We start from the raw sequence: 11,174 nt of genomic DNA on the forward strand, positions 1-11,174 counted from the left end.
TTATAAAAATATCTTTCGAAAAAATCTCACAAAATAGAAAAATATTTGAAATAATACAGTTAAACGAACTGAAAAATAGAAAATTATTATTTTTTTACATAAAGCGTTTGTTTTTATAAAAAAATATTGTATAATAATACAATATAAATTGCGAAGGAGAATGCTCATGAAAAAATCTAAATGGTTGGCTATTACTGGACTGACAGTCTTATCAACACTGATTTTAGCTGCTTGTGGAAGCTCTAGTGCAAGCAATACCTATTCTTATGTCTATTTGAGTGACCCTGATACTTTGGACTATGTAAACTCTAATCGGGCAACGACTTCTGATGTGGCTTCAAATCTGGTCGATGGTCTTTTGGAAAATGACAAGTATGGTAATCTGGTTCCATCTATTGCGGAAGACTGGACTGTTTCAAAGGATGGTCTGACCTATACCTATAAGCTTCGTAAAGATGCTAAATGGTACACTTCAGATGGAGAGGAATATGAAAGTGTCAAAGCCCAGGACTTTGTCACTGGTTTGAAACACGCAGCAGATGAAAAATCAGAAGCCCTTCCAATCGTCCAAAGCTCTATCAAAGGCTTGGATGCCTATGTCAAGGGTGAGTCAAATGACTTTTCGACTGTTGGCGTCAAGGCTGTCGATGACTATACGGTCGAGTACACTCTTAACCAGCCAGAAAGTTATTGGAATTCCAAGACGACTATGGGGATTCTCTTTCCGATTAACAAAGAATTTTTGGAATCAAAAGGAAAAGATTTTGGTACTGTAAAACCTTCCTCTATTCTTTATAATGGTCCTTATATTCTGAAGGCTTTCACTTCTAAGTCTGTCATTGAATACGCTAAAAATCAGAACTACTGGGATAAGGACAATGTCAAGGTCGAAAATATAAAACTGACTTATTTTGATGGTTCAGATCAGGAATCTTTGATTCGCAACTTCTCAGACGGAGCCTATTCTCAAGCACGGCTTTATCCGACAAGTTCTAACTACGCTTCTGTTGAAAAGCAATACAAAGACAATATTATCTACACACCACAGAACTCGACTAGCTATTTCTTTAGCTTCAATCTGAATCGTAAGGCTTATAATCATTCGTCTAAGACCACAGATGCTCAAAAGACATCGACTACAGCGGCTATTCAAAATAAAGACTTCCGTCAGGCGATTAACTTTGCCTTTGACAGGACATCTTTTGGAGCTCAGATGAATGGTAAAGATGGAGCGACTAAACTCATCCGTAGCTTGCTAGTTCCTCCTAGCTTCGTGCAGGTTGATGGCAAAGACTTTTCAGATGTTGTAGAGAGCAAACTCCCCACATACGGCGATGAGTGGAGCGGTGTTAAGCTGACAGATGCCCAAGACAGCATCTACAATGCTGACAAGGCCAAGGCAGAGTTTGCTAAGGCTAAGGAAGCCTTGCAAGCAGAAGGTGTTGAATTCCCTATCCATATTGATGTTCCTGTGGATCAGACTGACAAAGTCTTAGTACAGCGGACCAACTCTTTCAAACAGTCTGTTGAAGCAGCGCTCGGGCAGGATAATGTCGTTATTGATGTTCAGCAAATGTCCACAGATGATTATGATAACTCTGCCTACTTTGCAGAAACAGCAGCTCAGAAAGACTACGATCTCAACATGTCTGGCTGGTCAGCAGATTATCAAGACCCATCAACTTATCTGAATATTTTCAACCCAGAAACTGGTGATATTCTGGATAATATAGGCTTAGAAAAAGGGAAAAATCAAGATATCGTCAATAAAGTCGGCTTGAACGAATACAAAGAGTTATTGGATGAGGCAGATAAGGAAAAACAAGATACCGACGCTCGTTATACCAAATACGCAGCAGCTCAAGCTTGGCTGACGGATAGCTCCATTGTTATTCCTAGTGTTTCTGCGGGTGGTTCACCAGTTGTTCAGAAGGTCGTGCCATTTACCAAGTCTTACTCTTATGTCGGAATCAAAGGAGATGTCTATGTCTTTAAGAACATGGAACTCCAAAATGATATTGTGACAACCAAAGACTACGAAGCTGCTCTTAAGAAATGGGAAAAAGAAAAGGAAGCATCCAATAAAAAAGCTCAAGAAGAGCTAGAAAAACACATCAAATAAGGTTCTGAACCGCGAACTTTTGACTCTTTACAAACAGTTTGGAATCAAAAGTTTGTAAATACGATAAAGCGAGACTGAGACATTTTGTCCCAGTCTCTTTTTAATATGACTCTCTATTACATTGAAGCGTTTACATCCTGTCGCAGAAGTGCTATAATGAAAGTAATCTTAATGAAAACTGGAGGAAGTTTATGAAAACATCTAAGTTAGCTGCAGCTGCTGGGCTTGTCATTCTCTCTGCAGGTGTTTTGGCGGCCTGTTCGTTTGGCGGCTCCAATTCATCTGGGAAAAACTATAGCTATGTTTATACCGCAGATCCAGATACGCTGGATTACACTGTGTCCAATAAGCGGGCAACCAATGAGATTATGGCTAATGTAGTGGATGGTTTGCTGGAAAGCGATAAGTATGGTAACTTAGTGCCCTCTCTAGCGGAAGATTGGACCGTTTCAAAAGATGGTCTAACCTATACTTATAAGCTTCGTGAGGGAGTGAAATGGTATACTTCAGATGGTGAAGAGTATGCAGATGTGACTGCTAAGGACTTTGTGACCAGTCTGAAGCATGCCGCAGACAGCAAGTCTGATGGTCTCTATATCGTTCAAAAATCCATTAAAGGCTTGGACGACTATGTCAATGGTAAAAAAACTGATTTCTCTCAAGTGGGTGTCAAGGCAGTGGATGATTCTACTGTTCAATACACTCTCAATCAGCCAGAAAGTTTCTGGAATTCTAAGACAACCATGGGGATTCTTTTCCCAATTAACGAAGAATTTCTGAAATCAAAAGGCGACAAGTTTGCTCAGGGAACGGATCCGACCAGTGTCCTCTATAACGGTCCGTTTATCTTGAAATCTATCACTTCAAAATCTCAAATTAACTTAGAGAAAAATCCAAACTATTGGGATAAGGAAAAGGTAAAAATTGACACTGTCAAATTCTCTTACTATGATGGTCAAGATACAGAATCTCTGGTGCGTGGCTTCTCTGACGGCAATTACACCATTGCTCGTCTTTTCCCAAATAGTTCCAACTTTGCCAGCGTGAAGAAACAGTACGGCGATAACATCGTCTACACACCTCAAGGTTCAGGAACCTTCTTTGTCACAACTAATATTGACCGTCAGGCTTACGAGCATACTTCTAAGACAACGGATGCACAGAAATCTTCCACTAAGAAAGCACTGCTCAATAAAGATTTTCGTCAGGCTCTGCTTTTTGCCTTTGACCGTACTGCCTATTCTGCACAAACCAATGGCGAAGAAGCAGCAGACAAACAACTTCGTAATACCTTTGTTCCGCCAACCTTTGTACAAGCTAATGGTAAAGAGTTCGGCAGCATTGTAGAAGAAAATCTGGCTAGCTACGGTGATGAGTGGAAGGGAGTCAAATTAGACGACGCTCAGGATGGTCTTTATAATCCAGAAAAAGCCAAGGCAGAATTTGCCAAAGCTAAGGAAGCGCTGCAGGCAGAAGGAGTAGAATTCCCTATTCATCTGGATATTCCGGTTAGCTCAGCAGATACCAATGGTGTTAAGGGTGTTCAGTCACTGAAGCAGTCTATTGAAGCTAATCTTGGCTCTGACAATGTGGTGATTGACATTCAGCAGATGACAGATGATGAGTTGAATAACATCACCTACTTTGCGAACTCTGCATCTCAAGAAGACTGGGACTTGAATAATAATCTCGGCTGGAGCCCAGATTATAACGATCCATCTTCTTATCTGGAAATCACTGGCTCTAAGACTGGTGAGAATGTTGACAGCTACTTTGGTTTTGACCCTGGAACAGATAATGCAGCAGCTAAAGAGGCCGGCTTTGAAGAGTATGACAAGCTTTTAGAAGATGCAGCTTCAGAAAACGAGGATATTAACAAACGTTACGAAAAGTATGCTGCAGCTCAGGCTTGGCTGACAGACAGTGCCCTGTTGATGCCGGCATGGTCATCTGGTGCAACACCAAGTGTCCGTAAGGTTGTTCCATTCTCAGGTCCATTTGCTTGGACTGGAAACAAGGGTGAATACAGCTTTAAATATGTTGAAATCCAAGATAAACCAATAACGACTAAAGAATATGAAAAAGCACGTGAAAAATGGGCAAAGGAAAAGGAAGAATCCAACAAAAAAGCTCAAGAAGAACTCGCAGAACATATCAAATAAAGCAAGAAAATCCCATTGTAGCAACAGTGGGATTTTTGATGATTTTAGAGTCGAAATGGGTCAGGTTGAGGTTGTCTAGTCCTAGATAATAAACATCCGAGAAAAGCAATTGCATAAACATCTTAGGCTGCTAGTGAGCTAACTTAATATTCTGAAAATTTATTTTACTTTTAGTACTATCTATGCTATAATCTTAATTAAATCTAAAAATCTAAAAGATGGAGAAACCCATATGAAACAAAGCAAAGTCCTTGCACTTGCAGGAGTAACACTTCTTGCGGCTGGAATTCTTACAGCTTGCTCAGGCTCCAAGTCAAACACAAACTCAGGCAGCTCTACGACCTTTAATTATATCTACGAAACAGACCCTGAAAACTTGAACTATCTTACTTCAAGTAAGGCTGCGACAACAGACTTGACAGCCAATGTCATTGATGGTTTATTAGAAAATGACCAATATGGAAACTTAGTTCCTTCAATGGCAGAAGACTGGATTGTATCTCAAGATGGGAAGACTTATACTTATAAGCTTCGCAAAGATGCTAAGTGGTATACTTCCGAAGGTGAAGAGTACGCAGATGTGACAGCAGAAGACTTTGTTACAGGTCTTAAGTATGCGTCAGACAATAAATCTGAAACACTGTACTTGGTTCAGGATTCTGTTAAAGGGCTTAAGGACTATATTTCTGGGAAGATTGATTTCTCAGAAGTAGGGATCAAAGCAGTTGATGATCATACCGTTGAGTATACTCTTAATGAGCCAGAAAGTTTCTGGAACTCTAAGACTACAATGGGGATTCTCTATCCAGTAAACAAAGACTTTTTGAAAAACCAAGGCGATAAGTTCGCTCAAGCAACTGATCCTACAAGCTTGCTTTACAACGGACCTTTCTTGCTCAAATCATTGACTTCAAAATCTGAAATTCAATTTGAAAAGAATCCTAATTATTGGGACAAAGAAAATGTTCACGTAGATACAGTCAAGCTCTCTTTCTATGATGGACAAGATCAAGGGAAACTAGCTGATCAGTTCAGTCAAGGGGCTTTGACAACAGCGAGACTCTTCCCAACTAGTGCGACTTATGAAAAGGTTGAAAAAGACTTTAAAGATAATATCGTCTATACTCCTCAGGATGCCTCAACTTTCTTGGTAGGTACAAACATTGATCGTCAGTCTTACAACCATACTGCTAAGACGTCAGAAGCTCAAAAGACTTCAACTAAGAAAGCCTTGCTTAACAAGGACTTCCGTCAGGCTTTGACCTTTGCCTTCAATCGTGAGTCTTATGCATCTCAGATTAATGGTAAAGACGGAGCAGACAAACTTCTTCGCAATCTTTACGTCCCACCTACATTTGTGCAAGCTGGTGACAAGTCCTTTGGTGACTTAGTTAAGGAAAAAGTCGTAACCTATGGCGACGAATGGAAAGATGTGGACTTCTCAGATGGCCAAGATGGCTTCTATAACGAGAACAAAGCCAAGGCTGAATTTGAAAAAGCAAAAGAAGCTTTGAAAGCCGATGGCGTAGAATTCCCAATCCATCTGGACATTCCGGTTGATCAAACAGCTACTTCTAAAGTACAGCGCGTTCAATCCCTCAAGCAATCTATTGAAAAGACTTTGGGAACAGATAATGTTGTGATTGATGTTCACCAATTGTCTAAAGATGAAGTGACCAACATTACCTTGTTTGCTCCTTCTGCTGCTGAAGAGGACTGGGATATTTCAGACAATGTCGGCTGGTCTCCTGACTATCAAGACCCATCTACCTATCTGGATGTTATCAAACCTGGTGGTGAGAATACAAAGACCTTCTTAGGATTTGACGGCACCGATAATGCTGCAGCAAAACAAGTTGGTTTGGATGAATATACCAAACTAGTTGAAGAAGCTGGAGCAGAGAAGATGGATCTCAACAAGCGCTACGAAAAATATGCGGCAGCTCAGGCTTGGCTAACTGATAGTGCTTTGTTGATTCCGGTAACTTCTAGAACTGGCCGTCCAACCTTGACTAAGGTAGTACCATTCTCAGCACCGTTTGCTTGGTCTGGTGCTAAGGCGCGTGAAGCAGCAAGTTATAAGTACATGAAGTTGCAGGATGAGACCGTAACGACAAAAGATTATAATAGCGCTCAGGAAAAATGGAATAAAGAACGTGTGGAATCTAATAAAAAAGCTCAAGAAGAATTAGCAGACCACGTGAAATAAGCTTGCTAAGAGAACTTTCTCTAATAGAGGAGAAAGTTCTTTTGGAATTTAAAGGAAACGATAAATGAAAAAATATATTTTTATGCGTATTTTACGCTCAATTGTGTCGATTTTCTTGGTGACGACCCTGACTTATGCCATTATCTATACCATGGTGCCAAGAAGGTTGATTTTCAAGCAGGATCCTAACTATAATAAAATAGCGACCAATAAAGATAAAAAAGCTAACTATGAAAACACCATCTTTGAGCGGATGGGTTACATTGACTATTATGATACTAAGGAACTACAGGAGAAAGCCAGCAAGGAAGATCCCTCTGTTACAACAGAAGCTACAGAAGCAAACAAGAAGATTTATCAGAATTATATTGATAAACTTGGCAATGGCTGGAAATTGCAGAAATTCCCACTGAGCGGAGAATTCTATGCTGTACGTGAAGTGCCTGTTTATGAGCGTGTCTTTGAGTTCTATGCTAATTTGATTCAAATTGATCATCCAAATGTTATTCAAGATGAGGAAAATCCAAACCTAGAGCGTTATATCCGGTTTGAAAATGATCCTTCTGTTGGCTGGTCTCTTGTGGGTTCTGGTACTAAGCATAAGTATCTGCTGTACTTTAATGGTCAGTTCCCATTTGTTCATCAGAACTTTATTACCTTTAATTTAGGTAATTCTTATCCGACCTATGCTAATATCCCTGTTCTGCAGGTTATTACGCAAGGACAAGGACAGACTAAGTCTTCCGAAGTTCAATTTCCAACAGGCAAAAAGACATCGTCTGTTAACATTTACTCTCGTACCTATAAGACGCCAAGTAAAGCCGATTCACAGGACATTGCTAAGTTTGGTAAGGGAGATGCCTATACAGCGACTCAAAGCAACTATCAAAATCCTTCCATGATTACCAGCTCAGCCATTATTGGTTTGATTGGTGTGGCCCTGTCTTATTTGATTGCTATACCGCTTGGTTCCTACATGGCTCGACTCAAGAATACATGGTTTGATAGCATTTCCACAGCAGGTTTGACCTTTATGATGTCACTGCCAACCATCGCCTTGGTCTACATTGTCCGTTTGGCGGGGTCTGCCGTTGGTCTGCCAGATTCCTTCCCAATCTTGGGAGCGGGAGATTGGCGTTCTTATGTCCTGCCAGCTGTTATTCTAGGGCTTTTGAGTGCTCCTTGGACAGCTGTTTGGATTCGCCGGTATATGATTGACCTTCAGTCTCAGGACTTTGTCCGCTTTGCGCGTGCTAAGGGTCTCTCAGAAAAAGAAATTTCTAATAAGCACATCTTTAAAAATGCTATGGTGCCACTGGTATCTAGTATCCCAGCTTCAATCGTCGGAGTTATTGCCGGTGCAACCTTGACAGAAACAGTCTTTGCTTTCCCTGGTATGGGTAAGATGCTGATTGATTCCGTTAAGGCATCCAATAACTCTATGGTTGTTGGTCTTGTATTCATCTTCACATGTCTGTCTATCTTTGCCCTCTTGCTGGGTGATATTCTGATGACTGTACTGGACCCACGTATCAAGTTAACATCAAAAGGAGGTAAATAATGGCTACAATTGATAAAAGCAAATTCCAATTTGTCAAACGTGACGATTTTGCCTCTGAAACGATTGATGCTCCAGCCTACTCTTACTGGAAATCAGTCATGCGTCAATTTTTGAAAAAGAAATCCACCATTACCATGCTGGGAATTTTGATTGCCATTATTCTCATGAGCTTCATTTATCCTATGTTTTCAGACTTCGACTTTAATGACGTGAGTAAGGTAAACGACTTTAGCATGCGTTATATCAAGCCAAGTGCTCAGTACTGGTTTGGAACAGATAGTAATGGTAAGTCTCTCTTTGATGGTGTTTGGTTTGGTGCTCGTAACTCCATTCTTATTTCGATTATTGCGACAGTTATTAATCTGGCTATCGGAGTGATTATCGGCGGTATCTGGGGAATTTCCAAAACAGTTGACCGCGTCATGATGGAAGTCTACAATATCATTTCAAATATCCCAGCCCTCTTGATTGTCATCGTCTTGACTTACTCTATCGGTGCTGGCTTCTGGAATCTGATTTTTGCCATGACGATTACTGGTTGGGTCGGTATTGCCTACACTATCCGTGTGCAGATTATGCGCTATCGGGATTTGGAATACAACCTTGCCTCTCGTACTCTTGGTACACCGACTCTCAAGATTGTTACGAAGAACATTATGCCGCAGTTGGTATCTGTTATCGTGACTACCACTTCACAGATGCTGCCAAGCTTTATCTCTTACGAAGCCTTTCTGTCCTTCTTTGGATTAGGTCTTCCTGTAACAGTGCCAAGTTTGGGACGCTTGATTTCAGATTATTCTCAAAACGTGACGACCAATGCCTACCTCTTTTGGATTCCGCTCACAACCTTGATTTTGGTATCCCTCACTTTCTTCGTAGTTGGTCAAAACTTAGCCGACGCCAGCGATCCACGTACACATAGATAGGAGTAAATATGACAAAGAATGAAAATGTAATATTGACTGCTCGCGATATTGTCGTGGAATTCGATGTTCGCGATCGTGTCTTAACCGCCATTCGCGGTGTCTCATTGGACTTGATTGAGGGCGAAGTACTGGCTATTGTTGGTGAATCAGGCTCAGGAAAGTCTGTATTGACCAAGACCTTTACGGGTATGTTAGAAGAAAACGGCCGTGTAGCTCAAGGAACCATTGACTACCGTGGCAAAGATTTGACGACTCTTCGCACCAACAAGGATTGGGAACCAATTCGCGGTGCAAAAATTGCGACTATCTTCCAAGATCCGATGACGAGCTTGGATCCGATTAATACTATTGGAAGTCAAATCACAGAAGTCATTATCAAGCACCAAGGGAAGTCAGCTAAAGAAGCTAAAAAAATGGCTATTGATTACATGAGCAAGGTCGGGATTCCAGATGCGGAAAAGCGTTTCGAGGAATATCCTTTCCAATACTCAGGTGGTATGCGTCAGCGGATTGTTATTGCAATTGCCTTGGCTTGCCGTCCGGATATCCTTATCTGTGATGAGCCGACAACGGCCCTTGACGTAACCATTCAAGCACAGATTATTGACTTGCTCAAATCCTTGCAGCAAGAGTATCATTTCACAACCATCTTTATTACGCATGACCTTGGAGTTGTAGCTAGTATTGCAGATAAGGTTGCGGTCATGTATGCTGGTGAGATTATCGAATACGGTACAGTTGAAGAAATTTTCTACGAGCCAAAACATCCTTACACATGGAGCTTGCTATCCAGCTTGCCTCAGTTGGCAGATGCGAATGGAGCCCTCTACTCGATTCCTGGAACGCCTCCGTCTCTTTATTCACCAATCAAAGGGGATGCCTTTGCTTTGCGCTCTGACTATGCCATGTCAATTGACTTTGAAGAAGCAGCGCCGGCTTTCAATGTATCTGATACACATTGGGCTAAGACTTGGTTGCTCCATGAAGATGCGCCTAAGGTTCATAAGCCAGAGATTATCGAAAACTTACATGAAAAAATTCGTTCAAAAATGGGCTTCAATCAATTAGAAGCTTAGGAGGAAGGAAATGACTGAAAAATTAGTTGAAATTAAAGATTTAGAAATTTCCTTCGGCGAAGGAAGTAAGAAATTTGTAGCAGTAAAAAATGCAAATTTCTTCATCAATAAGGGGGAAACTTTCTCTCTTGTAGGAGAATCAGGTTCTGGTAAGACTACTATTGGTCGAGCTATTATCGGCCTTAATGATACCAGTGCAGGTGATATCTTCTACGAAGGCAAAAAGATTAATGGGAAAAAGTCTAAAGCAGAAGAAGCGGACTTGATTCGTAAGATTCAGATGATTTTCCAAGACCCAGCTGCCAGTCTGAATGAGCGTGCAACTGTTGATTACATCCTTTCTGAGGGGCTCTATAATTACCATTTGTTTGACAGTGAAGAAGACCGTCAAAGAAAAGTGAAAGATATCATCAATGAAGTTGGCTTGTTGGCTGAGCATTTAACTCGCTATCCTCATGAATTCTCTGGTGGACAGCGTCAGCGGATTGGGATTGCTCGCGCTTTGGTCATGCAACCAGATTTCGTAATTGCAGATGAGCCTATCTCTGCCTTGGACGTGTCTGTTCGAGCTCAGGTTCTGAATCTTTTGAAAAAATTCCAAAAAGAATTAGGTTTGACATATCTCTTTATTGCCCATGATCTTTCGGTGGTCCGTTTTATTTCTGATCGTATCGCTGTTATTTATAAGGGTGTTATTGTAGAGGTTGCTGAGACAGAGGAGTTGTTCAACCATCCGGTCCATCCCTACACACAATCCTTGCTCTCGGCGGTTCCCATCCCAGATCCAATCTTAGAGCGTAAAAAAGTGTTGAAGGTTTATGATCCTGAACAGCACGATTATTCTGTTGATAAACCAGAAATGGCAGAGATTCGTCCAGGACACTACGTCTGGGCTAATAAAGCTGAGCTTGAAAAGTATAAACAAGAACAAGAATAGAAAAAAATGTCCGAAAGGGCATTTTTTGCGCATTTAAAAAAGATATAGAATGTAGATTAATCGACCAGCCAAAAAGGTATGTAATATCATCCACTAACTTAAAAACAATAATTTTTTAAAAAAAGGTCAAAAAAGGTATTGACAGGAGGCGGGTATAGGTGATATACTAATATAGTTGTCG

At 40.9% G+C, this 11,174-nt stretch carries 7 protein-coding genes; all 7 read left to right on the top strand.

The annotated features are described in order from the left end of the window. Nucleotides 1-166: 166 nt before the first annotated feature. The 7 genes from RG608_RS10670 (at nt 167) to RG608_RS10700 (ending at nt 10,993) form a co-directional block, all read left to right on the top strand. Entirely contained in the window at nt 167-2,122 is a 1,956-nt protein-coding gene (locus tag RG608_RS10670; RefSeq protein WP_268686825.1) for a peptide ABC transporter substrate-binding protein, read from the top strand. A gap of 191 nt (nt 2,123-2,313) precedes the next feature. Next, nucleotides 2,314-4,284, top strand: coding sequence for a peptide ABC transporter substrate-binding protein (locus RG608_RS10675; protein ID WP_268686824.1), 1,971 nt, complete (start codon nt 2,314-2,316; stop codon nt 4,282-4,284). A gap of 232 nt (nt 4,285-4,516) precedes the next feature. Then, nucleotides 4,517-6,493, top strand: a complete 1,977-nt coding sequence (locus RG608_RS10680; protein ID WP_308946954.1) for a peptide ABC transporter substrate-binding protein — start codon at nt 4,517-4,519, stop codon at nt 6,491-6,493. 64 nt (nt 6,494-6,557) lie between these two features. After that, nucleotides 6,558-8,054, top strand: coding sequence for an ABC transporter permease (locus RG608_RS10685; protein WP_268686822.1), 1,497 nt, complete (start codon nt 6,558-6,560; stop codon nt 8,052-8,054). Further along, nucleotides 8,054-8,980 (top strand): oligopeptide ABC transporter permease OppC, encoded by a 927-nt coding sequence (oppC, locus tag RG608_RS10690; protein ID WP_125445637.1) that lies wholly within the window; start codon nt 8,054-8,056, stop codon nt 8,978-8,980. Before RG608_RS10685 ends, oppC begins: the two co-directional genes overlap by 1 nt. A gap of 8 nt (nt 8,981-8,988) precedes the next feature. Next, nucleotides 8,989-10,056: an ABC transporter ATP-binding protein gene (locus RG608_RS10695; protein WP_268686821.1), complete on the top strand. Its 1,068-nt coding sequence runs from the start codon at nt 8,989-8,991 to the stop codon at nt 10,054-10,056. A gap of 10 nt (nt 10,057-10,066) precedes the next feature. Further along, on the top strand, nt 10,067-10,993 hold the full coding sequence (locus RG608_RS10700) for an ATP-binding cassette domain-containing protein (protein WP_125434312.1): 927 nt from the start codon (nt 10,067-10,069) through the stop codon (nt 10,991-10,993). Nucleotides 10,994-11,174 lie beyond the last annotated feature (181 nt).

The organism is Streptococcus sp. IsoGale022 (assembly GCF_031142805.1).
Classification (GTDB): domain Bacteria; phylum Bacillota; class Bacilli; order Lactobacillales; family Streptococcaceae; genus Streptococcus; species Streptococcus sanguinis_A.

Excerpts from the sequence above, each read along its gene's own strand:
- RG608_RS10670 (WP_268686825.1), top strand. The coding sequence starts at position 167 with ATGAAAAAATCTAAATGGTTGGCTATTACTGGACTGACAGTCTTATCA.
- RG608_RS10675 (WP_268686824.1), top strand. The coding sequence starts at position 2,314 with ATGAAAACATCTAAGTTAGCTGCAGCTGCTGGGCTTGTCATTCTCTCT.
- RG608_RS10680 (WP_308946954.1), top strand. The coding sequence starts at position 4,517 with ATGAAACAAAGCAAAGTCCTTGCACTTGCAGGAGTAACACTTCTTGCG.
- RG608_RS10685 (WP_268686822.1), top strand. The coding sequence starts at position 6,558 with ATGAAAAAATATATTTTTATGCGTATTTTACGCTCAATTGTGTCGATT.
- oppC (WP_125445637.1), top strand. The coding sequence starts at position 8,054 with ATGGCTACAATTGATAAAAGCAAATTCCAATTTGTCAAACGTGACGAT.
- RG608_RS10695 (WP_268686821.1), top strand. The coding sequence starts at position 8,989 with ATGACAAAGAATGAAAATGTAATATTGACTGCTCGCGATATTGTCGTG.
- RG608_RS10700 (WP_125434312.1), top strand. The coding sequence starts at position 10,067 with ATGACTGAAAAATTAGTTGAAATTAAAGATTTAGAAATTTCCTTCGGC.